Consider the following 23,194-nt stretch of genomic DNA (forward strand, 5'->3'; position numbering starts at 1 on the left):
GATAATAACATACTAATTGGTACGCAAATAAAGACCCCAGACAATTATAATCAGAGTTATTGAGTTAAGAATAAAATTACGAGCAATGAGAGGTATTGATTATGGGACGAATCCGCGAATTTGACGAAGATAAAGTATTAGATGCAGCAATGCAAATATTTTGGGAGAAGGGATATGAAGCTACCTCACTGAGTGATTTAACTTCCAGAATGGAAATTCAACGACCTAGTATATACTCCACTTTTGGGGGCAAAAAAGAATTGTTCGAAGCTGCGCTGCGCAAATACATGATGTCCCGTGCTTCTCTGATCCGAGCCAAGCTTCAAAGCAAACCATCTGTAAAAGAAGCATTTCGAGCTTTTTTTGAAGGTGTGGTCGATGAGGAATATACAGAAAACCCTAGAAAAGGATGCTTTTGCATCAATACAATGGTTGAACTTGCACCTCATGATGAGAAATTTGAAATTCTTACAAGGGAACATCAAATGTACCTATCGGTTATATTTCAAGAAACCATTGAACGAGGTATACAATCAGGTGAGCTTGAGATCGGGCTCAATGCGAAGGCTGTATCACAGGCGCTGGTCGTATCGTTAATTGGACTAACCGTAATGATAAAGTCTCGTCCAGAACGATCATTTATTGATAACACGATAGAGGTGACACTTACACTTCTTAAGTAATTCGGAGTGAATTCAATTTTAACGAATGGGTGTATTCTCGACGCACATGTCTCTCAGCGCAACAAAGGCTGCCGGATACATTTTCTCGGCAGCCTTTATCGCGCTCATATTACATACTTCTTCGCATTTGCATGAGTTCAAAAGATTCCTTCACTGATCTTAGTTTTGCATATATATACTTTATGATGTATATTAATTCAAAACTAGTGGAAAGGGAGTACATCTAATGTCATTTTTAATAAGAAACGCTAAGCCTGATGATTTAAGCAGTTTGACCGAGTTAATGTATGAATACATCGTTGGTTTTTATCAAAACCCTAGGCCACCTATCGAAAAAATTCATAATTTGATTCAAACCCTTTTTGAGCAGCAAAACGGTATACAATTTGTGGCGGAACAAAATGGAGAATTAATCGGCTTTGCTACATTATTCTTTACCTTTAGCACGATGAAAGCAGACAAAATCACCGTTATGAACGACCTATTTGTATTGGAACCATTTAGAGATACAGAAGTAGAATCACGGCTTTTTTTAGAATGTCAAAAGTACTCACAAAATCATGGACATGCTCATATGACCTGGATAACTTCTACTGAGAACAAACGCGCTCAAATTTTCTTTAAAAAGATGGATGCTATCCAAGGGAGAGATTGGGTTCACTTTTCATCGTAACAATACTTTTGATACGGTTTTCCGCGCTAACGGCAATTCAAAGGGCACCTAATTGGGTGCTCTTTGTGCGTAACATATGCTTTCACGCCATGCGGATATCGAAACATGCCAATACAATTGAAGATAAGTACTGGAAAACAGCAAGACAAAATTAATTCTCCATGAAATTGTTCAACGTAGATCCATATGGGGTAAAGTTTGTCGGTCGTTAAATTGCAAAATAGCTCAGTCGATCAACACATCAGATACCATACACGAGAAAATGGACGAGCCCTTCGTTAAACGCTCCAAGGATACGATTAGACAAACAGTTAATATGGATATGTATTAGAGTAAACCTGGATATAGAGTATACTAGATGAGTATAAGTTCGATACACGATGACATTATATATGTAATGGTATTCAAATACAGCGCAGAAGAGGTTGAAAATGAGTCAGAAGCATTTTACAGATTACGCATTAAGTGAAGAAATTGTAAGAGCGCTCAATAGCTTGGGCTATGAGACGCCAACAGAGATTCAGACGGAAGTCATTCCTGTTGCGCTTGAGAAGAAGGATCTTGTCGCCAAATCGCAAACAGGTAGCGGCAAAACAGCAGCATATGGTATTCCAATTTGTGAGCTAGTAGATTGGAATGAGAATAAGCCCCAAGCATTAATCCTGACACCAACCCGTGAACTCGCATTACAGGTCACCGAAGACATCACGAATATTGGACGCTTTAAGCGGATAAAAGCAACACCCCTTTATGGGAAACATCCTTTTCATATCCAAAAGGCTGAGTTAAAACAAAGGACGCATGTGGCTGTAGGTACGCCAGGACGTGTACTGGATCATATCGAACGAGGCACGCTATCGTTAGATCGGATTGCCCATCTCGTGATTGATGAAGCTGATGAGATGCTGAATATGGGCTTTATCGAGCAAGTCCAGTCGATTATTCAAGCGCTGCCTAGTGACCGGGTTACAATGTTATTCTCCGCTACCTTCCCTGAAGATGTAGCCACACTGTCACGTAAATATATGAAAAATCCTGTTAGAATTGAGATTAAAGCAACTGGTATAACGACCGCCACAATTGATCACTCTCTTATTCAGGTGAAGGAGTCAGACAAGCTGGCACTACTGCAAGATCTGCTCATTGTTGAGAATCCTGACAGCTGCATTATTTTCTGTCGTACGCAGGAGAATGTAGATACATTATTCAGAGCATTGGCTGATCTCGAATATCCATGTGATCGCATTCATGGTGGCATGGAGCAAGACGAGCGATTTGAGGTAATGAATGCATTCAGAAGGGGTCAATTCCGTTACTTGATTGCGACAGATGTCGCCGCCAGAGGGATTGATATCACGAATATCACCCATGTCATTAACTACGATATTCCCCTTGAGAAGGAAAGCTATGTTCACCGCACAGGACGTACGGGACGTGCTGGCAAAACGGGGAAAGCTATTTCCCTCATCACTCCTAAGGATGGCAGAAGATTAGCTGATATTGAAGCATATATTGGATTCGCGATTCCGCAGGTAAAGGCCCCCTCAGAAGAAGCTGTTGATCTCCGTAGAGAAGATTTTGAGCAGAAACTGCATGTAAAAACCGCACTCAAAAAAGATAAGCGCGAGCAATTAAACCAACAGATTATGAAGCTGAATTTTAACGGCGGTAAGAAGAAAAAACTTAGAGCTGTCGACTTCGTGGGGACCATCGCTAAGCTTGACGGAGTCACCGCAGATGATATCGGGATCATTACGATTCTGGATTATGCGACAGATGTTGAGATTCTGAATGGTAAAGGTCCACTGGTGCTTGAGATTATGAAGAATACAACCGTAAAGGGTAAGCTGTTAAAGGTACGCAAAGGGAATAAGTAGAAGATACGCTGCATTAAAGAGGGTGAGGCAATCCCGCCCAGCATAGCCGATGGTTATCGTTAGCTATACGGGCGGGATTGCTGAGTTTATCTCTTGATCGTTTAATTCATCTCTCCATTTTTTCTGCAATGCAATTAATGCCCTTCTTCTGACATATTCGTGTTCATCATTCGAGAGCTTAGACAAAAGACTATTTACTTCATCCCTCATTCCTTTTACTTCACCTAATCCATAGGCTATTTGCCATCTGGCTTCGTAATCAGAGTATGTAATTGCACTGTAGGCTAAAGACAAAAATATTTTGGGTTGTACAATTAACAACTGCAATACATTCTCAACTTCATTATCCATTGCCAGTGTATATAAGATCAGTTCATAAACTTCTGTCTGCCATTCAGCTAATGAAGTATGTTCTAACACTTCCTCAACAGCATTATAAAGCTTATCCCAATAAAGATAATTCGTTTCCCATTCTCCATGTTTTTCAGCTATGCTAGCCCCCCATTGTTTGAATGTTATGACTTGCTCTTGAAGAGTGCGGAATAAAGCATTTCCTCTATTATCATAAAACCCCATTTCCCATCTCCTTTTTTCTTTACAATCTATTTCCACTTTTTTGATAGGTATATTTTATCATTCTATTTATTTCCACAATAAAAATTCAAGCTCTATGAAATCAACAACGTTGGTGATAATTGTTCTGCTTTATCGTATTCTCTTAGAGAGTTGATTTATACTTAAAAAATTTTAGAAAAGGTGTCCCTTTCGGTCCTCTTCATTTGTTATACAGATATAGTTTTCTTTTTAATCAGAGGGGGTGCCTAAATCTTTGAATGAGGAAATCGAATATAGAATTAAACGGGTCCAAACTGGCGAGATCCAGGATTACGCCTACATTGTAAAGGAGTATCAGCGTCAGATTTTTGTGTACTGCTGGCGACTATTAGGCAGTGAACAGGAAGCGGAAGAGGCCGTACAGGATATTTTCGTTAGTGCTTTCGAGAAAATCAGTATGTACAAGCCCACAGTGGGTTTCTCCTCCTGGCTGTATAAAATGGCTTATCATCACTGCCTGAACCTGATTCGCAGGAAGAAACTACAGCGCAAATTTAAAATGACTCTGTTCACCTCAACTAACATGACTTCAGACAGCGCTGCGCAGGTTATGGAACGTCAGCTTTTCAGTGAACCGCTGAGCCGGGCATTGGACCAACTGAATGTAGAGGAGCGAAACCTGTTGGTGCTGCGCATTTTTGAAGAAAAATCGTTTGGAGAAATCGGGGAAATTATGAACAAAAGCGAGGAAGCTATCAAGAAAAAATACGGCAGAACAAAAACAAAGCTCAAAAAAATGATGGAGCCCATAGAGGAGGACCCAAAATGCGTGAATTACAAGACAGAACTCAGGAACAAGGCCTGAAATACCCCGATCTAAAAGACAGAGGCTTAAAAAACATGGACATGCTGACAGAACCAGAGAGTGTCCTAAAAATCCAGGCTTTTGACGTCTCTGACAAAGTGATGGAACAGGTCTACCAAAAGGCGAAACCCAAAAAGGGGTTCATTGTAAAAATGCGTCTTCAGCCGCGCATCACCGCTCCTATCATGATCTTGCTTTTTGTATTGGGCGCCTCTGTGACTGGATACGCCGCTTCGCAATATCTGGAATTCCGTAACAGTAAAGGCGATGTCGTATTAAATACCGCCAAAACACCTGCCGAAACGGACGCTTCCAAAACGTATACAACCACCTACACACAGTGGAACGAAGAGGTGACAGACCGTCTACAGCCTGGAGAGTATGCCGCCTATTACGTTAAGGACGATTCTATGAATCAACAAAATTCGTCTAATCCCGTCCTGTTTGCCTACAAACCGGCTGAAATTTCTAGCTTCAGCAGTCTGCAGGATGAAATCAAGCGGACAGAAGCTCCGCTGTTGCATAGTCCCACTCATCTGCCGAATGGCTACCGGTTTGATTTCGGATACGTCTATCCAGTCGCTGCATATCCTGGGATGATGAACAAAGAGGAATATCGCGCTTTAACGGATAAACTGACGCAACAGGCTAAAGCTGCACCGGAAGGTGAAAATCTGTTTATTCAAAAGCTGAGCTGGGACAAGTCAGACTTCACCCTCGCCCGGTATGCGAGAGGAAATGACTATATAAACATCACCGTCACCAAATACGCTCCCGAAGTCACAAAGACGACCGTCATGCAAAATGAACAGGATTCGGCTGAGGAACTGATGATTAAAGGAACCAAGGCCTATTACATCAGAGCAAGCGAAACAAGCAAGCCCTTGGAGGTAGGAAAAAATCGACTGGGATGGCTCGATGAGAAAAGACGTTTACACTACAACATATCTGATAACCAGGACAGCCCGCTGAGCAAAGAAGATCTGGTAAAAATAGCTGAAGATTTGCTTAACGGTTCACCGCAATAGTTATAAAAGAAAAGCTTTGAAAAGAGATCATCCCTTTTTTAAGGGTGGTCTCTCTTTGAAGAATAGTCCTTATACCTTTTCCTCACAAACTATTACGGCATGTTCCACAATCTTTTTACCTCAACTAATTCCTGATCATTGAATTCCATTCTGTATACGTCTGGCTTGGATGTCTGTAGTAAAAAATTCAAATCGAACTGCTTGTCATAATACTCCATCATTAAAGTCATTACAGCTCCATGAGTGCCTAATGCGACTTTCCGTCCTCGGTAGATTTTTAGCAATTCCTTTAAGACTGTTATACTTCGGTTCTGACAAACTGCATTAGACTCTCCTCCCGTTAAAGCAAAGTTGGGATCAGAAAATGACTTATCTAACAAAGGGAATAATTCATCATCGGGCATTCGGTTGTCTTCACTAGAAAAAATTCTTTCTTTAAGATCCTCGAATATTAAAACTTCTTGTCCTGAGACTTGAGCTAATTCTTGAATGGTCAGGATTGCCCGTTGATATGGACTTGAAACGAAAACCTCGACCCCCTCTCCTCTCAATAATTCAGTTATTTGAAAAGCATCTGACTTGCCTTTATCAGTCAAACCTCTTGTTCTTTCATTTCCTTCCTTCTTCGGTGATTCGCCATGTCTCACCATGTAAATGAAAGTTTTCATAGTATCCTCCATGAAGAGCTGATGAATTTTTATTACATGGTATTCGTGACTAACTACCAAGTCACCTTTTGCTAAGGTGGTTTTCTCTTGTTTCTTATTGCATAAATTTTTCTTGAAGGTGACGTTACGTCATTTGCTATACTGACTGAGAACGACATGCTAGAGCAATCAATTGGATGTGAGCAATGGATGGACAAAGAGAACTGTCTGACGACAGGACAGCTTGCCAAACGTACAGGGATAACGGTCAGGACATTGCGATATTACGACCAAATTGGACTTCTGAGTCCAGGAGGTCATCGTACTGGATCCATAAGACTGTACAACATGAAAGATATGGAAAGATTACAGCGAATTCAGATGTTGAAGTATCTAGGGTTATCGCTTCAAACAATAATGGACATTTTAGATGCAGAATCGCCATCCAACGGAGAGATCAGACACTCGTTGCAAGCACAACTCGATGTTTTACAAAGGAAAATTGCTCATACAGAGCACGTAGTACATGCAATACGAGATGCTATGGAAATGTCGGCTTATGGCTCCGATTGGAACCATTTGGCGGATGTTATTCAAACCGTGCAGAGTGAGCAAAATTGGGGGGAGCAATATCGGACGGCGAACCGTCTGCAAACGCGGATACATCTTTACGACAAGTACAGTACGAATCCCCAAGGCTGGCATCGTTGGATCTTTGAACAACTGGAGGTGCAACCGGGAGCACACATTCTCGAGTTGGGCTGCGGCGACGGGACCTTTTGGATAAGAAACGCCGAACGAATTCCAAGCAGCTGGCGTATCACGCTTACCGATATGTCAAGCGGGATGGTGGAAGAAGCACGTTGCCGCTTAGGAAGCAACAATCCGCAGTTTAAGTTTTTATCTGTTGACGCGCAACAGATCCCATTCCATGAAGAGCAATTCGATATGGTTATCGCTAACAACATGCTGTACCACGTGCCGGACATCCCTAGAGCAATCCGCGAGATGCACCGTATCTTAAAGCAAGGAGGTATAGTATGCACCTCTACAATGAGCACTCAACACCTACAAGAGGTCGAACACTTGGCGGTTTCGTTCGATCCTGAGCTTCATGTGTTGGATCATGCTATTAAACGGTTCCACCTGGATAACGGAGGGGACTTGCTGTCTTCTTGCTTTTCCGATCTTCGGTTGCTTCGATACGAGGACTGTCTGTTGGTCGACGAAGCGGAACCCCTGATCGAATATATAATTTCGACTCCGATGAACGCAAGAGAGCGACTTGTCGGAGCGGCTATTGACAAGTTTCGAGACCACGTCAATCGGCTTCTGCAGCAGAACGGAACTCTCGAAATGACTAAAGAGAACGGAATCTTTCTAGGGAGGAAATAAGATGAACGCACAACAGTATCACCCAAGAGTACGGATTGTAAAAGAGGAGCTTCTATCGGATAACTGGTACATCTTAAATAAGGTCACATTCGAGTTTGAAAAAAATAATGGACAATGGGAGACACAATCCCGTGAAGTGTACGATCGTGGCAACGGCGCAACGATCCTGCTCTATAATCAGCACAAACAAACCGTTGTGCTGACCAGACAGTTTCGGATGCCTACTTATCGGAACGGCAATGAAACTGGGATGCTTATCGAAACCTGTGCAGGACTACTCGATAAAGAAACACCGGAAGAAGGTATTCTTCGGGAGACGGAGGAGGAGACGGGATACCGTATCGACCGTGTGCAGAAAGTTGGCGAGGCCTATATGTCACCGGGCTCCGTTACCGAAATCCTTCACTTCTATGTAGCCGAGTATAGTGAAGATATGACAACGGGTGGCGGTGGTGGCCTTGAGGAGGAGCAGGAAAACATTGAAGTGATGGAACTCCCGTTTGCTCAAGTGCTAAACATGGTCGAAAGCGGCGAGATTCGTGACGCCAAGACAATAATGCTGCTCCAATACGCTCAGATCCAAGATCTCTTAAAAGTGAAATCGAAACCGCTTCATATCCTTATCGCAGGCCCGTATCGATCTGGAACGAATGATGATCATGTATTAATTGAGAAGAACGTCAACTACATGAATGAAATTGCTCTTCAAGTTTACGAGGCTGGTCATATGCCGGTGCTGGGGGAGTGGTATGCTTTGCCCCTTATCGCAACAGCTGGTTCCACTACTCCGGGAGACGAGACCTTTAACAGAATCTTCCATCCGTCTTCCATTCGCCTGCTTGATTACTGTAACGCCGTGCTTCGAGTTGGAGGACCCTCTCAGGGTGCCGATGAAATGGTAAGGGTGGCGAAAGAGAAAGGATTGTTGATTTACGAACGGCTCGACGAACTTCCGTTGGTGTGATATATCCTCTCTAAGCAGACCAAAGACAACTTGCCTCTGGGCATCCCCCACGGTTGTGTCGAGGACTGGGAGGACATGATTGATGTCAATATTAAAGGCGTTTTGTGCGGTATAGCCGCAGCACTGCCTATCTTGCACAAGCAGGGTTCCGAACATTTCGTGAACATCGCTTCTGTAGCAGGACATAAGACTGTGCCAAACCAGTCGGTCTACTCCAGTACGAAGTTCGCCGTGCGCGCCATCTCAGAGGGGTTGCGCGCTACATCATTACTGTGATCACTGTAGCAGACATTGAAAATGCAGAAGGATTGCAAAACTTTATATTGTTAAACAAGCATTTTAGCGGTGGGGGCTCCCCACCGCTTGGTGTTGTTGCTTATTCGACTTTAAAATATATCGTAAGATTACTGTACATTTTATTAAAAGGTAGTGGGATGATCCAGTTACCAGCTATGCAAAATCAACGATGAAGCGGCTCTTTTTCGCCCAGACCCAGCACCTCCGTTGTGGAATCATAAATTTCTTGGTAAAGCTCTGGGTTTTCCGCTAGTGACACCCCATAAGAAGGAATCATCTCTTTTATTTTGGGTTGCCACTCTTCCATATGTTGTGGGAAGCATTTTTCCAATACTTCCAGCATAACGTGAACAGCAGTAGAAGCACCCGGAGAAGCGCCGAGCAGTGCAGCTACCGAACCATCAGCGGCACTAACCACTTCCGTACCAAATTGAAGTGTTCCTTTACCGCCCTCCGTATCTTTGATCACCTGCACACGTTGACCCGCTACCACGATCCCCCAGTCCTCGATTTTGGCGTTCGGAATAAACTCACGTAATTCTTCCAGACGCTTTTCATTCGATAACATCACTTGCTGGATCAGGTATTTGGTCAATGCCATCTCTTTTGCGCCTGCCGCCAACATCGTGATGAGATTATTCGGTTTTACAGAACCGATCAAATCCAAATTTGAACCCGTTTTCAAGAACTTCGGTGAGAAGCCGGCAAACGGTCCAAATAGCAGTGCTTTTTGGTTACCGATGTATCTTGTATCCAGATGCGGAACAGACATGGGAGGAGCACCAACCTTAGCTTTACCGTATACTTTTGCATGATGCTGGGCGACAATCTTAGGGTTGTTACATACCATAAATAGTCCACTTACCGGGAATCCCCCGATATATTTGGACTCAGGAATACCAGTTCTTTGTAGCAAAGGTAGACTTCCACCCCCACCACCGATAAAGACAAATTTGGCATTATGGTATTCGATTTTACCGTTGTCCAGATTATGGACTTTAACTTTCCACGAGCCGTCGCTCGCACGTTTAATATCCTTTACACTATGCTTGTATTTGATGTCGACGTTTTTACTTTTTAAATGCTCGAACAACATGCGTGTTAAAGCACCAAAGTTGACATCTGTTCCAGAGTCGATTTTGGTTGCCGCGATTGGTTCATTCAATGTACGGCCTTCCATAATCAGCGGAATCCATTCCTTCAGCTTTTCAGGGTCATCGGAGAATTCCATGCCTTGAAACAGAGAAATAGTTGAAAGCGCTTTAAACCTTTTTTTCAAAAAAGATACATTTTTCTCTCCTGTTACCAAACTCATATGCGGTATTGGTTTGATAAAATCCTGTGGATTACGAATCAAATTGCTGTTTACAAGAAAAGACCAAAACTGTCTTGAAAGCTGAAACTGCTCATTAATGTCTACAGCTTTACGAATATCTATAGATCCGTCAGCTTTTTCGGAAGTATAGTTCAGCTCGCACAGTGCAGCATGGCCTGTACCTGCATTATTCCATTCGTTAGAGCTTTCTTCTCCTGCGTTTGCGAGTTTCTCAAACACTTTAATTTCCCATTCCGGTGCTAACTCTTTCAGCAATGATCCCAGAGTCGCGCTCATGACTCCGGCACCAATTAAGATAATGTCTGTTTTTTTCTGAATGCTATTCATAAAAACCTTCCTTATCTCTTATATTTGCAAAAAAGAGCAGGCCCTCCTGCTTAGGTGATCCAAGAAGCAAGGCTCCACTCAGGAACATATCTTTTCTGTCTCTATTATAACTAAAATATAATCTTTTAAAAATTATATTGTCTATTATCTGATAATTATAAATCATTTCTGCTAAAAAGTGAGAATTTTCTTTGCAGAAATAATAAGAATTGATCTCAACACGCTGTATTATTTGAGCTTCACTACTAGCAGTAATAACAGACACCGACAATTCTTCGGTAAACACACCCGTAGAGTCCATGTATATGAATAATTCGGTAAAATATGTCTTTACGGGATAGGCCCTTTCTAATTGCACTAACGTTTTCTGGAATGAGCTTCACGGTTTATAAATACTTCATCATGATATTCAAAACGGTCTGTTGTTGATTCACCCAATCATAATCTCACGCACATTCGGTTGCTTCAAATAGAACAAAATTGGATTTAACTCCTGAATTTGCTCCGCAATCTGTGATACATGCTGAATAAAACGATCATCTCCAGCATCATGCCGGGCGAGTAATGCACACCCTGGGTTCTGTAAAAAACAGCATTCGAGTATCATCAACTTTTCTTTTTCTCGCTGATCTTTAACAAAAGACTTCCAACGTTGAATCATCAACTCGCAGTGCTTTTCTACAGGTACTCCATCGTAGATTTCATAACGCCGGATTTCCTCATACAAACTAGAAGGAATTTCATTTTGAGCTGATTGCTGCGCAAGCACATAGGCGATTAAAGAGTCGTTGCCATTCAAAGATACAAAAGGATCAATGTAATGAAACACCTCGGAATAGATTGATCGAAGCCGATCAAGTTCTTCGTTTGGCATACATGCAACCGATTCATAATCAGCGGGATGTCGTAAGTTCCCTTCTAAAAATAGTTCCGATTCTATTTGATGTGTGTTTAACATGTCATGTATGTACCTAGATAATGTGGATTTGCCAGAGCCAGGTATACCTTCAACGATAACCAATTTCGTTTTCATAGCTGGTAAATTCGCCATAGTATCACATCCTTATGAATTAAATGATTACCTTAAGGAGAATCCTATTGTTTCGTTATATCGCCAGATAGCTTAAAAACCTTCCCTTATCTCGACATCCTTAGAAAAATCAATAAAAAGCATTGGGCCCTGAGGACTGACCCAATGCTTTTATAGATGACTATCTTCTAGTTACTTAATAATCACGTATTCCAGGTTAACCAGTTTTGCATAAGTAACAATTTGGTCTGTGGTTAGATTCAAGGAAACCACGGTATGGTGACCGCCGCCGTTCTCAATCCATGCTTTAACCCCATCTTGGAAGTTTGGCTTCACGTTCCACAGTACACGGGCCACTGGAAGATTTGGAGCAGGAACTGTCGGTTCAAATGCAGTAACCTCATTGATCAGCAGTTTATAATGCGTGCCAAAGTCAGCCATGGAAACAACTACACCGTCTCCTGCCTTGCCGTCAAACACCAGACGGGCTGGATCTTCACGATCGCCGATACCTAACGGAGAAACGATGATTTTAGGCTTGTTGCTTGCCAACGTTGGGTCAACTTCAAGCATATGGGATTGAAGGATCGATTCCTGACCAGCCGCTAATTCATAGGTGTAGTCTTCCATAAAGCCAGTGGATTGGTTATGGCTCATTACTTTAAGCAGACGATCGAGCGCTGCCGTCTTCCAGTCTCCTTCACCGGCGAAGCCATATCCTTGTGCCATCAAACGTTGAACGGCAAGACCAGGAAGCTGTTTCATACCATAGAGGTCTTCGAAGTTCGTAGTGAAGGCAGTATAGCCGCCATGATCCAGGAACCGTTTAAGGGCAATTTCATAGCTTGCTTGCACTCTTACGCTGGCTTCCCAAGCTTCCTTGCTGTAAGTACCATAATCAAATTCATAGAGTTCGGAGTATTCCGCAAACAAAGCATCAATCTCTTCTTCTTTCACAGCATTGACGTACTGAACAAGGTCGCCAATTCCGAAGTAGTCAACGGTCCATCCAAATTGAATTTGAGCTTCGACCTTATCACCTTCCGTAACGCCAACGTTACGCATGTTGTCGCCAAAGCGGGCAACTTTGATATTGAAGCTTTCGTTATAAGCAACCGCCACATCCATCCACTCTGCGATTTGCTTCTGCACTTCCGCACGTTCCCAGTAACCTACAACCACTTTATTCTGTTTCTTCAGACGGGCATTGATGAATCCATATTCACGGTCACCATGAGCTGCCTGATTGAGGTTCATGAAGTCCATGTCAATCGTAGCCCAAGGAATGCTTTCATTGAACTGTGTAGCAAGATGAAGCAGCGGCTTCTGCAGCAATTTAGTACCGCGAATCCACATTTTTGCAGGTGAGAAGGTATGCATCCAAGTGATGACACCGGCAACCTCGTCACGATAGTTGACTTCTTTCATGAGGGTGGTGATTTTGTCTGCACTAACCGCCAGATCCTGCAATACAAGCGGATAAGGCAGAACGCCACTCTTATTTAAGGCATCGGTCATTTCTTGTGCGTGTGCTTTGACTTCCGCTAATGCTTCTTCTCCATACAGATGTTGTGAACCTACGACAAACCAGAACTGTTTTGTACCTACTGTTGACATCATTCATCCTCTTTTCTTAATTTTTTAGTTTATATTACTTTTGCCCGTAGTACGCGTCTTTCCCATGTTTGCGTAAATAGTGTTTATCTAGAATGCGCTGCGGCAATTCTTCAGCAAAATGATTCAATTCTCGTGCGAATAAATTCATTTTCGAAACTTCTTCCAACACGACGCTATTCATTACCGCCGATTTCGCATCTTTGCCCCAAGTGAAGGGAGCATGACCCTTAAGTAGAACACCCGGCACTGCTAAAATATCCAGTCCGCGCTGCTCAAAAGTCTCGATGATGACACGGCCGGTTTCCGCTTCGTAACCACGATCAATCTCCTCTTGTGTCAAGAAACGGGCGCAAGGAACAGAACCATAGAAGGTGTCTGCATGAGTAGTCCCCATTACAGGTACATCCAGACCTGCTTGAGCCCAAATGGTCGCCCAAGTCGAATGCGTGTGTACAATACCGCCGATCTCTGCATAATGCTTATAAAGTACAGCGTGAGTCGGTGTATCTGATGAAGGTCTCATTTCTCCTTCAACAACATTGCCATCAAAATCAACAACCACCATATCGCTAGGTTTCATCGTGTCATAACTAACACCACTAGGTTTGATAACGAATAAGCGGCTCTCACGATCAACAGCGCTTACGTTACCCCAGGTGTATTTCACGAGTCCATGTTTAGGCAAATCCAGATTGGCTTGATATACTTCTTCTTTCAGTTGCTCTAACACGTCAATTCCTCCAGTTTTCCACTAGATTATCTACAGCAGCCTGTTCAATCGCCAGGCCTTGTGTGTAGCGTTCCATGAATGCTTCGAATCCCTTAACGTCGGAACTGTCAGGAGAAATTTCTTGCCCCTCAGCATCTCTAAATACTTTTTGGTCGAGGAAGTCTTCCAGGCTTTCTTGCTGAGCCTTGTTCATCATGTAAGAAGCCAGAATAGCAATACCCCACGCCCCGCCTTCTCCAGCTGTTGACATCACTGATACAGGGACATTCATGGCAGCCGCAACAATTTTTTGTCCGACAATAGGGGTTTTAAATAAACCACCGTGAGCCAGAATGCTGTCAATTGCGACATTTTCTTTCTTAGTCAAAATATCCATTCCGATTTTCAAAGCAGCAAACGCAGTGAAAAGATGAGTCCGCATGAAATTGGCCAAATTGAAACGGCTCTCAGGGGAGCGGACAAACAATGGCCGGCCTTTCTCTATTCCGGTGATATTCTCTCCTGACAAATATCCGTAGCTAAGTAAGCCGCCGCCATCTGGATCTGCTTCCAAAGCCTTGTTCAGCAACACACTGAATAATTGATTCGGATCCGCCTTTTGCCCCATTGCCTCATAGAACTCACGGAACAATCCCAGCCAAGCATTGAGATCACTTGAACAGTTGTTGGCATGAACCATTCCGACTGGATTACCATTCGGTGTAGTCACCAGATCAATTTCCGGATATACCGCTGAAAGATCCTTCTCTAATACAAGCATGGCAAAAACCGAGGTTCCCACAGAGACGTTGCCAGTCCGTTTTCTCACACTATTCGTAGCGACCATCCCTGTTCCCGCATCACCTTCTGGAGGACAAAGCGGAATACCTGGTTGTAAATTTTCGGATTTATCTAAGATTTTGGCTCCCGCGGCGGTTAGTACACCTGCCTGCTCGCCTGAAATATAAACTTTAGGGAGAATTCCTTCTAACTTCCAATCGTAACCTTTGGCTGCAATAAGTTCATCAAACTGCTTAACCATCGATTCGTTATAATCATGTGTAGTCTCATCAATTGGGAATATGCCCGAAGCATCTCCGACGCCAATGGCCTTATTGCCAGTCAGCAGCCAGTGGATATATCCAGCTAACGTCGTCATAAAATCAATTTGAGGGACATGTTGCTCTTCGTTCAATATAGCTTGATACAGATGAGCAATACTCCATCGCTCAGGGATGTTGAATTGGAATTTATCAGTTAACACTTTTGCTGCAGCACCAGTTGTCGCATTCCGCCAAGTACGGAACGGAACAAGCAACTCGCCCTTGCTGTCAAAAGCCATATATCCGTGCATCATTGCAGAGAATCCTATAGAACCAACGGTACGAAGGGTGATTCCATATTTCCGCTCAACCTCTTGCTTCATTTCACTATAAGCCTCTTGCAGACCCGTAATAATACTCTCTAAGTTGTACGTCCAATAACCGTCTACCAAGAGATTTTCCCACTCATAGCTTCCAGATGCGATTGTTTCAAAATGATGATCAATCAGCACTGCCTTAATACGTGTGGATCCAAATTCGATACCAAGTGAAGTTTCTCCCTTAGTAATCGCTTGTTTAATGTCTTGATCCATGCTCACGTTACTCCTCTCTCTGAACAACTGTTATAATCGCAATAATTGAAAGAAGGCGCTTTCTTTAATTTACAACCTTAGTATATTTTTTGTTCGTACATTTGTCAACACGAATACATAGTTATACATACAAATATTCTGATAAACCGAGTATTTATCTACTTTTCCTTTATTATTAATGCATGTTAGGCTATGGATTATAATAAGCTCATAATTATGCTAAAATATGTACATACAAATATTATGGGTAGGTAAATTAGTATTAGGACAACCAGGAAAGAAGGAATAAAGTGAAACCAAAGTATCAGGTCATCCTTGAGGATATAAAGAGCAACATTCTATCAGGAGCATACAGCGTAGGAGAGCAAATTCCAACGGAATCGGCCTTGCAGGATATGTATAAAGTTAGTCGCCAGACGGTACGAAAGGCTATTTTAGAACTATCCAACGAGGGTTTTTTAAGAAGTGAAAAAGGATCGGGCACTTACGTCAGCAACCAATTCCGATCAAAAACCGGCGGGAATTCCAGTAATAAAACCATCGGAGTCATCACGACCTATATTTCCGATTACATCTTCCCTTCTATTATTCGCGGGATTGAAGCTAGATTGAATGAAGATAATTATTCATTGCTATTAGCTAGTACAAATAATGATGTCGCACAGGAAAAGAAAGCTTTGGAGATGATGTTGTCCTTTGGTGTGGATGGCTTGATCATTGAGCCTACGAAGAGCAATCTATATAATCCCAATATCTCTTACTATTTGACGTTCAAGGAGCAGGATGTTCCGTTCATCATGATTAATGCTTATTATGAAGAGTTGGAAGTTCCTTTCTTTTGTCTCGATGATGTACAATCCAGCTATCTGGCAACAAAAGAATTGATTGCTAACGGACACACACACATTGGTATCATTGCCAAAATGGATGATTTACAAGGAAAGCATCGAATGAAGGGCTATATCAAAGCGCTTGGAGAAGCCAAATTACGGTTTCACCCAGAGCAAGTGCTCTCATTCTATACAGAGACGAAGCAGGACCTGTCCGCCAACTTAAAAAAATTCCTAACCGAACAAAGAGACGGGTTAACCGCAATTGTCTGCTATAACGACGAGGTAGGATTAGAAGTTGTACATGTATGCAGACAACTTGGTATATCTGTTCCCGAAGACATATCCATTATTGGTCAAGATAATTCCTATATTTCCAAGAATGCAAACATCAAACTTACGACATTAACACACCCACAGGAACAAATGGGACGTGATGCCGCCGATTGGGTTATTAAGAAACTGCAAGGAAAGAAGGATCTACGCAACCATACCTATTATCAACCTGCATTAATTGAAGGGGAGACGGTAAAGAAGAGACTGAAGTAGATAGTGCTCACATTACCTCCAATTATGAACCGCCAGTTTGCCATTAATATTAGGGTATGCTGGCTTGAATTTATGGCGGGAACGTAAGTTATAATAAATTTCATACAATTGGAGGTAAACATGAATCTAAAAAGGATAAAATATTTTATAGATCTCGTTGAATGTAGTAACTTCACAGAAACAGCAAAGAAGAATTTTGTATCGCAAACTACGATTAGCCAACAAATTGCCTCACTTGAGAATGAGTTCAACATTCAGTTAATTGATAGAAAACAAATTCCGATTGAGCCCACCAAAGCGGGATGGCTGTTTTATGCAGAGGCCGTCGTGCTCTGGAAGCAATATAATCATATGAAAACAAGTATGGAAAATTTTCAAAAATATAATACCCAACTATTAAGTATCGAATATGCTGCAATCACAGATATCCAAAGCTTGTTAAAATTCATCCCTTCATTTAAAGAAAATCATCCAAAGATTAAACTTGAATTAAATAAAGTATTGCTAAAGGATATCGCTGAGTATCTGCAAAAAGGAATACATGACGTAGCCATTGCCTTTGACTCAGAGTTTAAAGGGAAAGAAGAAATCCTAACCCATACATTATATAGTGGACGCTACTGCGCGGCTGTAAGTAAACAACATCCCCTCTTCAGTTTTGAGTCCATCTCAAAGGAAGAATTATATAAGTATCCGCTTGTCATGCTGAATCCAATGGTTATTGGAGACTCCTATTATTTAATGATTCAACATGCCATGGAAGACGGTTACCAGCCCAACATCCTTAGAACCGCAGACGATGTCGAAACAAAGCTGTTTTATATCATCACAGAGAATTTAATTGGCTTTTTCCCAGATAACTATGATCTTGCTGACCTGAAAGAAGAGGTCCGACTCATTCCCATACAAGGTTCACACCATACTTTTAAAATCGAAATAGGCTACTTGAAAAATAATTCTAATCCAGCATTATACTCATTCCTGCAACAAATAAAAAATTCGTTTTAGCAATAGCCCATAAGTTTTTTGTATTATACTTTGTTATTTTTTTCACATAATATATAAGTATAGTAGATCATTTCAGCAAGGAGTGACGACAAACATGGGTAAGTTATTATTAACGGGTGTGGATGGCAATCTGGGCAGACAAGCAGCTGAATTTTTATTGAAATTAGTAGAAAAAGACCAAATTATTTTTTGTGCATATGATCCGGCATCTTTACAAGAGTATGCAGAACAAGGTATTGAAACACATGTGACCAATTTCAATGCAATAGATGGTCTTGCAGAAGCTTTTGCTAATGCAGATAAGCTTGCTTTAATCTCTATGCCTTTTGTGGGGGTAAAACGCCAAAATGCACACAAAAACGTGATCGATGCGGCGAAAGAAGCTGGAGTAAAACAAATCATCTATACTTCATTGGTTAACGCGGCGGATGAATCCAATCCAAGTATTGAAAAACTGGACCACGTCTATACGGAAGATTATATCAAAAGTGTCGGGTTAGATTATATTTTCCTGCGTAATTCGCAATATGCGGAAGCCATGGTTACCAATTACTTCACCTATGTGAAGTCTGACGGCGTGTTGAAAAATAATCAGGGTGACGGCAAGATGGCCTATATCTCACGGAAAGATTGTGCCAAAGCTGTCGCTTATGCATTAGCAGCAAGCAATTATCATGAGGCGATATTAAATATAAATGGTCCTGAATTAATAACAATGTCCGACTTTATTGAGATTGGAAATGAAGTAACGGATCATCATATTACTTACAAGCAGATCACGGATGAAGAAAACTACGCCATATTTGATGCCATGGGTGTTCCCAGAACAACGGATGGCAAATTTGCGGAGGACTCCGAAGCCCCCTTCTCTTCTGAAGGTATGGTTACCTTTGGACAAGCTATTCGCTTAGGAAAAATGGATATATTTACGGACGACTTTAAGAAGCTGACGGGCCAAGATCCCGTAACAGTGAAATATATGTTTGAACATGCGAATGAGTACCAAGTGGGTGAACGACACTCCAAAGATAATTAATCCAAGTCATGATCATGTTGCGGAGAGATCGGAAGCTGATTTACATCCGATTTCTCCAATTGCGCTTTTGCCTACTTTAGTATTCTCCTTTAATTACAAAAAACGAACCCCGAATTGTTCCAGCTAGTTTTGACTTCTGCCTAGCAAACTTAAACTTCCCTTCTAGCTCCTTTGGTACCTCCATCCCCTCAGAAAGCTTAAAACCAACGGCCCGCTTCTTAGTGTCATCAACCGTATACATGACGTTGACCTCAAGACCATCCTCATAAAAGACATAAGCAAATTTAATATTTTCCACTTGAAAACGTGACGTTTCTAAAGGTTTGGCCGCAAACTCAATATCACGTTCTTTCAGAATTCGGTTCACATAATCAAGGGTCTCCTGACTTTCACTAGCTGACACAACCGTAAATTCATGCTTGTATTTGTTCATAAAGTAACGGGCTTCATTAGCACGCAAACCAGCAAGCGCTTCCACTACAGGTGAAGACTCTAAACCGACCGTAGACACATTATTAAAATCAACGATATAGGGCATTTCCATCTCTCCTTTTATCTCATTATGCCCAAAAATACTTGCCGCTACTTATGGTACGGTTCTGGCGCTCACAACTTACTGGTACACATAAATCGTCACCGATCCAAAGGAATATTCTCTCCAACTTCCTTCTGTCTGAGGGAACATGGGCGTTGGGAAGCATGTCAATTTGAACTCAGTTAGGGTATGATCGGCAGCAACAAATAAGAATCAAATTCATCCCCTGTATATAGAGTAATGTCTGCATCCCAAACCCTGTCACCCCCCGTCTGAGTCAGCAGTGCGCAGCCACTTTGATTCTGGCTTCCAATTTCCAGGAGCAATCGGTTTCCTTTAGCTACAACAATTGCGCTATCCCATATCTCAATATCCAAGCAATAGACTTCTCCTGGAACCAGCTTTTGAAACTCATCGAAGGTGTAATAAGGCTTATACTCCGTAGATAATTCATCATCAGTTTTACGTAAGGAAGCGCGCAGCCAGCCCTGGCTAATTGGGAATTTCTCTGTTAGTGCTCCTGAGTTAACGACCTCATTGCCTAGTGAGTCAATATTTCGCAAAGATACGAAAATGTCCATATCATCTGTAGTTGACGATGCCCACAAACGGAGTTTGATAGGCCCAAGAATTTCTGTTTCGTTATCAAACAGATCGGTTTCAAACAGAACACGCTTTGAATTGTTTTCCTCTCTCGAGAATTCTTTCACCATAAAAGGCTTCGCCCAGTGCTTTGACTCGCACTCCTTATCGCCTTCATAGCAAAGCTGGGCCTTGGCTTGCGGAGGCTCTTGCGAAAGCAGATTCGAGCTTGCATCAAGGTAAAAGCGGGTCCATTGGGTGCGCTTAAGCGGATACTCGTTCTCGTAGCGCCATGTGTAGTTATTGCCTCCGCGAGGAATGGCAAGCTTCACTTTCGGTTCTCTCATTATGCCAGTATCGATTCCTTTAAGCCAATAATCCAGAAATTTTTTCTGCAGTTCCCGACCCTGAGCGGTGTAAAATGCACCAACATGGCTCCCGATATGTACTTCAAGCCACTTGTGCTCTGATACCGCATTCTGAAAACCCAGGAAATTTCCACGGGTATGCATTCCGGCGCTAAACCAGTTGCTTGCGGATAATAAAGGCACCTCTACTTTACTCAAATCAGAAAATCGATTCGTCCACGATTGATCACGTAATGGATTGTTTTTTACCATCTCCGGGAAATCAGTGCGATTGGCTTGCAATTGTTCTTCCGAGAATTTTCCATCGGGATTGTATTGATGCGCCAAAACTCCGTTCTTCCACCAGAATGAAAGAAAACCGTTCGCCTGGATTCCGCCCGGATAACAGAATTCTGCATAATAATCTACTGTACCTTCCCAAGGTATGATGCAAGCTAAATGAGGAGGTTGTTCGGATGCCACAGCCCATTGACTCATAGCCAAATAGGAGATGCCCAGCAGTCCTATCTTTCCATTGCTCCATGGTTGCGTTCCAGCCCATTCGATTGCATCATAATAATCTTTCTTCAAAGAATTTGATAATATATCCAGCTTTCCTGGAGAATTACCGATACCACGTTCATCTACTCGCAAGACAATATAGCCTTGCGGCACCCAAAATTCAGGATTTGGTGTTTCCCAACTAATTAAGGGCCCTTTATCCTGCGAGTGTGTATATTCTATTGCGATCGTTGGATTAGCCGGAGCAAATTGCGAGAAATGCAGATCCTTTCCATACGGACACATCGTCATGATTACTGGAAAACTCCCATCCACATTAGGCTGATAAAGATTTGCAGCGAGATAATTCCCGTCTCTCATAGGAATCTGTACTTCTTTCCAAGTAAGTTCATAAAAGTGATTACTTCTTTCGTTAATGTCGATAGGTAATGGATTCATAGCTTGCCTCCATTTGATAGTTTTTCTTCAAACCAGTCAATCAATAAGCAGCGTGCTTCTGTAAAGTTTTAGTACACGTGTACTAAAATCAGTATATTCCTGCAAATACAGCAACTCAACTCTGGTCTTTATGGGGAATGGCACTCTTGGCTGAGGATTTTCGCAAATTATCTCTCGAATTCTTCCGTATTCTTAATCAAGCTACTTATTTCGGCTTGAAGGAACAATTTATGATATAATGCTTTTGATTTCAAGTGCATAGCACAAACGCTCTAAAGGAGATAGAAATGGATATTAATTTAAGGGATAAGATCCTTGAGACTTCAATTGAATTATTTAATAAAAAAGGATATGCATATGTAACATTGAGGGATATTTCCGATGCGTTAAATATAAGTCCTGGTAATTTGACATACTATTTCAAAAAAAAACATGATCTTATGATTGGTGTTATGGCAATGCAGTATGAAGAATACCAAAACTTAAATTTCTCAGCGGAGGTTTCTATCGAAGGGCTGAATCAACAGTTTTTAATTCTTAATGCATTCCGTAAAAAATATTTCTTTTATTTTTCCAGTTTTACAGAATTGCCTAAGTTGTATCCGGAGATAGCTAAAATGCAAATTAAGGTTGTTAATGATTTCTATACGCTTTTTACCAACATATTTAAGGGGTTTGTTAATAAAGGAATTATGAAAGAAGAATTATATGCCGGGCAATATGAAGATTTGTCTATTTCTTTACTATCGATAAATATGTATGGCACACAGGAAATAATTCTTCTCCAAAAATTTCTTACAAATCCAAAAAACATCTTGTCCATCCTATGGAGCCTTATACTGCCTCATCTAACCAAAGAAGGAATGGCCATGTATTGTCGGATAACGCAGGTTGATAAAACTATCCCCCCCAAGCTATGCTACAAGCCAGATCAATCGGATGGAGGCTTGGAAGGCTCAACATGAGGCCGCCAAGGCATCTTTTTGTAGCGGCAAGTTTTTGAATAAGGACCATCCCGATAAAAGGATGGCCTTTAGGACCGCTAATCTACTATTTTAATTGCCTCGATATAAAGTTCGATTCTCACTTCATTCCCGACAACAATCCCGCCTTTTTCCAGATGCGAGTTGAATGTCAAGCCAAATTCATTGCGTTCGATACTGGCTGTTGAATGAAATCCTACACGTTCCCGGCCGCGAGGGTCTTTGTTTAGTCCTTCAAAAACGGTATGAAAAGTGATGGGTTTTGTTACTCCATGCAAAGTTAGATTGCCCGCAAGTTCATATTGCCTTTCGCCAGCAAGGACGCAGCTGGTGCTTTGAAACGTAATGGTTGGATACTTGGCTGCATGAAGGAAGTCGTCGCTCTTCAGGTGCTCATCTCGTTGCGATTGGCGAGTTGTGATACTATTTGCATCTATGGAAGCCTGAATACCCATGGTTGTTAAATCGTTGGGGTCAAAACTCAAGATCGCTTGGAAATGCTCGAATACTCCTTTGATTCTATTAATCATTAAATGCGTCACCGAAAACTCGACGGAGCTGTGGTCCCGATCCACTTCCCAATTGATATTGCTCATAATAAATTCCACCTCTATGGTAAGATTTGAGAAAGGTCACCCTATCTCCAAAACACTGCGCTATTCGCATGCTCCTAATATACAAAAACGCTACTGACAACGGGATGTCAGTAGCGTTTTAGCATTTTT

Annotated in this window: 22 protein-coding genes and 1 pseudogene; 12 read left to right on the forward strand and 11 right to left on the reverse strand. The window is 41.9% G+C overall.

The features are described from left to right. Positions 1 to 101: 101 nt before the first annotated feature. From KAI36_RS26525 to KAI36_RS26535, 3 genes are all read left to right on the forward strand, one after another. The gene (locus tag KAI36_RS26525; protein ID WP_023991067.1) at positions 102 to 683 is read left to right on the forward strand and encodes a TetR/AcrR family transcriptional regulator; all 582 of its coding nucleotides are present in this window, start codon (positions 102 to 104) and stop codon (positions 681 to 683) included. Positions 684 to 909: 226 nt separating this feature from the next. Then, entirely contained in the window at positions 910 to 1,356 is a 447-nt protein-coding gene (locus KAI36_RS26530) for a GNAT family N-acetyltransferase (RefSeq protein WP_220026460.1), read from the forward strand. 431 nt (positions 1,357 to 1,787) lie between these two features. Then, positions 1,788 to 3,233 (forward strand): DEAD/DEAH box helicase, encoded by a 1,446-nt coding sequence (locus KAI36_RS26535; protein ID WP_220026461.1) that lies wholly within the window; start codon positions 1,788 to 1,790, stop codon positions 3,231 to 3,233. A 63-nt stretch (positions 3,234 to 3,296) separates the two neighbouring features. On the opposite strand, the gene KAI36_RS26540 is transcribed toward KAI36_RS26535, so the two are convergent. Further along, positions 3,297 to 3,809 carry a HEAT repeat domain-containing protein gene (locus tag KAI36_RS26540; RefSeq protein ID WP_220026462.1) on the reverse strand — a complete coding sequence of 171 codons (513 nt, stop codon included), beginning with the start codon at positions 3,807 to 3,809 and terminating at the stop codon, positions 3,297 to 3,299. Positions 3,810 to 4,062: 253 nt separating this feature from the next. Here KAI36_RS26540 and KAI36_RS26545 point away from each other — a divergent pair, with 253 nt between their 5' ends. Both KAI36_RS26545 and KAI36_RS26550 read left to right on the forward strand, forming a co-directional pair. Further along, positions 4,063 to 4,653, forward strand: a complete 591-nt coding sequence (locus KAI36_RS26545) for an RNA polymerase sigma factor (RefSeq protein ID WP_220026463.1) — start codon at positions 4,063 to 4,065, stop codon at positions 4,651 to 4,653. Further along, on the forward strand, positions 4,614 to 5,681 hold the full coding sequence (locus KAI36_RS26550) for a DUF4367 domain-containing protein (RefSeq protein WP_220026464.1): 1,068 nt from the start codon (positions 4,614 to 4,616) through the stop codon (positions 5,679 to 5,681). The genes KAI36_RS26545 and KAI36_RS26550 overlap by 40 nt, the downstream gene beginning before the upstream one ends. A gap of 92 nt (positions 5,682 to 5,773) precedes the next feature. Here the strand turns inward: KAI36_RS26550 and KAI36_RS26555 are convergent, their stop codons facing one another. After that, positions 5,774 to 6,349: a histidine phosphatase family protein gene (locus KAI36_RS26555; protein WP_220026465.1), complete on the reverse strand. Its 576-nt coding sequence runs from the start codon at positions 6,347 to 6,349 to the stop codon at positions 5,774 to 5,776. A gap of 156 nt (positions 6,350 to 6,505) precedes the next feature. Here KAI36_RS26555 and KAI36_RS26560 point away from each other — a divergent pair, with 156 nt between their 5' ends. From KAI36_RS26560 to KAI36_RS26570, 3 genes and pseudogenes are all read left to right on the forward strand, one after another. Then, positions 6,506 to 7,723, forward strand: a complete 1,218-nt coding sequence (locus KAI36_RS26560; protein WP_258382229.1) for a MerR family transcriptional regulator — start codon at positions 6,506 to 6,508, stop codon at positions 7,721 to 7,723. 1 nt (position 7,724) lies between these two features. Then, entirely contained in the window at positions 7,725 to 8,687 is a 963-nt protein-coding gene (gene nudK, locus KAI36_RS26565) for a GDP-mannose pyrophosphatase NudK (protein ID WP_220026466.1), read from the forward strand. 57 nt (positions 8,688 to 8,744) lie between these two features. Further along, a pseudogene (locus tag KAI36_RS26570) lies at positions 8,745 to 8,945 on the forward strand (SDR family oxidoreductase); the annotation flags it as partial. Positions 8,946 to 9,147: 202 nt separating this feature from the next. Here KAI36_RS26570 and KAI36_RS26575 read toward each other — a convergent pair. The 6 genes from KAI36_RS26575 to KAI36_RS26600 all read right to left on the reverse strand — a co-directional run bounded on the left by KAI36_RS26575 (position 9,148) and on the right by KAI36_RS26600 (position 15,639). Beyond that, a complete protein-coding gene (locus tag KAI36_RS26575) occupies positions 9,148 to 10,647 on the reverse strand; it encodes a malate:quinone oxidoreductase (protein WP_220026467.1) in 1,500 nt (499 codons plus the stop codon). Then, positions 10,640 to 10,933 carry a hypothetical protein gene (locus tag KAI36_RS26580; RefSeq protein WP_220026468.1) on the reverse strand — a complete coding sequence of 98 codons (294 nt, stop codon included), beginning with the start codon at positions 10,931 to 10,933 and terminating at the stop codon, positions 10,640 to 10,642. Before KAI36_RS26580 ends, KAI36_RS26575 begins: the two co-directional genes overlap by 8 nt. Positions 10,934 to 11,077: 144 nt before the next feature. Further along, positions 11,078 to 11,680 (reverse strand): P-loop NTPase family protein, encoded by a 603-nt coding sequence (locus tag KAI36_RS26585; protein WP_258382230.1) that lies wholly within the window; start codon positions 11,678 to 11,680, stop codon positions 11,078 to 11,080. 189 nt (positions 11,681 to 11,869) lie between these two features. Next, positions 11,870 to 13,294 (reverse strand): L-arabinose isomerase, encoded by a 1,425-nt coding sequence (gene araA, locus KAI36_RS26590; RefSeq protein ID WP_220028219.1) that lies wholly within the window; start codon positions 13,292 to 13,294, stop codon positions 11,870 to 11,872. A gap of 34 nt (positions 13,295 to 13,328) precedes the next feature. Beyond that, the gene (locus KAI36_RS26595) at positions 13,329 to 14,024 is read right to left on the reverse strand and encodes an L-ribulose-5-phosphate 4-epimerase (protein ID WP_068939259.1); all 696 of its coding nucleotides are present in this window, start codon (positions 14,022 to 14,024) and stop codon (positions 13,329 to 13,331) included. A 1-nt stretch (position 14,025) separates the two neighbouring features. Then, positions 14,026 to 15,639: a xylulokinase gene (locus KAI36_RS26600; RefSeq protein ID WP_220026469.1), complete on the reverse strand. Its 1,614-nt coding sequence runs from the start codon at positions 15,637 to 15,639 to the stop codon at positions 14,026 to 14,028. A 290-nt stretch (positions 15,640 to 15,929) separates the two neighbouring features. Between KAI36_RS26600 and KAI36_RS26605 the strand changes: the two genes are divergently transcribed. The 3 genes from KAI36_RS26605 to KAI36_RS26615 all read left to right on the forward strand — a co-directional run bounded on the left by KAI36_RS26605 (position 15,930) and on the right by KAI36_RS26615 (position 19,062). Next, positions 15,930 to 17,018: a GntR family transcriptional regulator gene (locus KAI36_RS26605; protein ID WP_220026470.1), complete on the forward strand. Its 1,089-nt coding sequence runs from the start codon at positions 15,930 to 15,932 to the stop codon at positions 17,016 to 17,018. Positions 17,019 to 17,138: 120 nt separating this feature from the next. Further along, positions 17,139 to 18,026 carry a LysR family transcriptional regulator gene (locus tag KAI36_RS26610; protein WP_220026471.1) on the forward strand — a complete coding sequence of 296 codons (888 nt, stop codon included), beginning with the start codon at positions 17,139 to 17,141 and terminating at the stop codon, positions 18,024 to 18,026. 94 nt (positions 18,027 to 18,120) lie between these two features. Further along, complete coding sequence (locus KAI36_RS26615; RefSeq protein WP_220026472.1) at positions 18,121 to 19,062, forward strand: NAD(P)H-binding protein; 942 nt, start codon at positions 18,121 to 18,123, stop codon at positions 19,060 to 19,062. 76 nt (positions 19,063 to 19,138) lie between these two features. Here KAI36_RS26615 and KAI36_RS26620 read toward each other — a convergent pair whose 3' ends face one another. Both KAI36_RS26620 and KAI36_RS26625 read right to left on the reverse strand, forming a co-directional pair. Further along, a complete protein-coding gene (locus KAI36_RS26620) occupies positions 19,139 to 19,600 on the reverse strand; it encodes a hypothetical protein (protein WP_023991087.1) in 462 nt (153 codons plus the stop codon). A 179-nt stretch (positions 19,601 to 19,779) separates the two neighbouring features. Further along, the gene (locus KAI36_RS26625) at positions 19,780 to 21,486 is read right to left on the reverse strand and encodes a CocE/NonD family hydrolase (RefSeq protein WP_220026473.1); all 1,707 of its coding nucleotides are present in this window, start codon (positions 21,484 to 21,486) and stop codon (positions 19,780 to 19,782) included. Between the two features lie 287 nt (positions 21,487 to 21,773). Between KAI36_RS26625 and KAI36_RS26630 the strand changes: the two genes are divergently transcribed. Continuing rightward, positions 21,774 to 22,451, forward strand: coding sequence for a TetR/AcrR family transcriptional regulator (locus tag KAI36_RS26630; protein ID WP_220026474.1), 678 nt, complete (start codon positions 21,774 to 21,776; stop codon positions 22,449 to 22,451). A 77-nt stretch (positions 22,452 to 22,528) separates the two neighbouring features. Here KAI36_RS26630 and KAI36_RS26635 read toward each other — a convergent pair whose 3' ends face one another. Beyond that, complete coding sequence (locus KAI36_RS26635; protein WP_220026475.1) at positions 22,529 to 23,065, reverse strand: YceI family protein; 537 nt, start codon at positions 23,063 to 23,065, stop codon at positions 22,529 to 22,531. Positions 23,066 to 23,194: the final 129 nt, after the last annotated feature.

It is taken from the genome of Paenibacillus sp. S02 (genome assembly GCF_019454065.1).
GTDB classification, from domain to species: Bacteria; Bacillota; Bacilli; order Paenibacillales; family Paenibacillaceae; genus Paenibacillus; species Paenibacillus polymyxa_B.

Excerpts from the sequence above, each read along its gene's own strand:
- KAI36_RS26525 (WP_023991067.1), top strand. The coding sequence starts at position 102 with ATGGGACGAATCCGCGAATTTGACGAAGATAAAGTATTAGATGCAGCA.
- KAI36_RS26530 (WP_220026460.1), top strand. The coding sequence starts at position 910 with ATGTCATTTTTAATAAGAAACGCTAAGCCTGATGATTTAAGCAGTTTG.
- KAI36_RS26535 (WP_220026461.1), top strand. The coding sequence starts at position 1,788 with ATGAGTCAGAAGCATTTTACAGATTACGCATTAAGTGAAGAAATTGTA.
- KAI36_RS26540 (WP_220026462.1), bottom strand. The coding sequence starts at position 3,809 with ATGGGGTTTTATGATAATAGAGGAAATGCTTTATTCCGCACTCTTCAA.
- KAI36_RS26550 (WP_220026464.1), top strand. The coding sequence starts at position 4,614 with ATGCGTGAATTACAAGACAGAACTCAGGAACAAGGCCTGAAATACCCC.
- KAI36_RS26555 (WP_220026465.1), bottom strand. The coding sequence starts at position 6,349 with ATGAAAACTTTCATTTACATGGTGAGACATGGCGAATCACCGAAGAAG.
- KAI36_RS26560 (WP_258382229.1), top strand. The coding sequence starts at position 6,506 with ATGCTAGAGCAATCAATTGGATGTGAGCAATGGATGGACAAAGAGAAC.
- nudK (WP_220026466.1), top strand. The coding sequence starts at position 7,725 with ATGAACGCACAACAGTATCACCCAAGAGTACGGATTGTAAAAGAGGAG.
- KAI36_RS26575 (WP_220026467.1), bottom strand. The coding sequence starts at position 10,647 with ATGAATAGCATTCAGAAAAAAACAGACATTATCTTAATTGGTGCCGGA.
- KAI36_RS26585 (WP_258382230.1), bottom strand. The coding sequence starts at position 11,680 with ATGAAAACGAAATTGGTTATCGTTGAAGGTATACCTGGCTCTGGCAAA.
- araA (WP_220028219.1), bottom strand. The coding sequence starts at position 13,294 with ATGTCAACAGTAGGTACAAAACAGTTCTGGTTTGTCGTAGGTTCACAA.
- KAI36_RS26600 (WP_220026469.1), bottom strand. The coding sequence starts at position 15,639 with ATGGATCAAGACATTAAACAAGCGATTACTAAGGGAGAAACTTCACTT.
- KAI36_RS26610 (WP_220026471.1), top strand. The coding sequence starts at position 17,139 with ATGAATCTAAAAAGGATAAAATATTTTATAGATCTCGTTGAATGTAGT.
- KAI36_RS26615 (WP_220026472.1), top strand. The coding sequence starts at position 18,121 with ATGGGTAAGTTATTATTAACGGGTGTGGATGGCAATCTGGGCAGACAA.
- KAI36_RS26620 (WP_023991087.1), bottom strand. The coding sequence starts at position 19,600 with ATGCCCTATATCGTTGATTTTAATAATGTGTCTACGGTCGGTTTAGAG.
- KAI36_RS26625 (WP_220026473.1), bottom strand. The coding sequence starts at position 21,486 with ATGAATCCATTACCTATCGACATTAACGAAAGAAGTAATCACTTTTAT.
- KAI36_RS26630 (WP_220026474.1), top strand. The coding sequence starts at position 21,774 with ATGGATATTAATTTAAGGGATAAGATCCTTGAGACTTCAATTGAATTA.
- KAI36_RS26635 (WP_220026475.1), bottom strand. The coding sequence starts at position 23,065 with ATGAGCAATATCAATTGGGAAGTGGATCGGGACCACAGCTCCGTCGAG.